The 523-nt window shown below is 57.7% G+C and carries 1 protein-coding gene and 1 pseudogene; both read right to left on the minus strand.

The window, feature by feature from the left end; all coding sequences use genetic code 11:
* Positions 1-218: pseudogene (locus BK660_RS31300) on the minus strand (SCO family protein); the annotation flags it as partial.
* Positions 215-523: UbiA family prenyltransferase (locus BK660_RS31305; protein ID WP_185045301.1), on the minus strand; the 309-nt coding region annotated here is incomplete at its 5' end. The gene BK660_RS31305 and the pseudogene BK660_RS31300, both read right to left, overlap by 4 nt.

The raw sequence follows: 523 nt of genomic DNA on the forward strand, positions 1-523 counted from the left end.
TTACCTTTGAGCTCATTGATCGCCACCGGTTTGCCGTCCTGATCGGTCATCGTCACGTCAGGCAGATTACGGCTCTGCGGCAGCAGAATGATGCCGGCGTCGATCAGCGCAGTGGGGTCGCCTTGGCCCTTGCCGCTCAGCACTTTGTTGACGGTCAGGCCGAGGATCAGCGCGATCACGGCGACGAGGATGAAGACGGTTTTCTGGGTTCGAGTCATAGGTTCAACAGTAAGTAGTGGTCTACGAGCAGGGCGATGAACAGCAGAAACAAGTACCAAATAGAGTACTTGAAGGTGTTGATCGCCGCGTGCGGCCGAGTGCCACGGTACAGCACCACGGCCCATTGCAGAAACCTTGCACCGAGGGCGAGTGCGCAAATCAGGTAGAGCATGCCGCTCATGTGAATCACGTACGGCAACAGACTCACCGCCAGCAGCGCGAAGGTGTAGAGCAGAATGTGCACTTTGGTGTAGTGCTCGCCGTGGGTGACCGGCAGCATCGGGATGTCGGCCTTGGCGTATTC

This window comes from Pseudomonas brassicacearum (assembly GCF_003732265.1).
Taxonomy (GTDB): Bacteria; Pseudomonadota; Gammaproteobacteria; order Pseudomonadales; family Pseudomonadaceae; genus Aquipseudomonas; species Aquipseudomonas brassicacearum_D.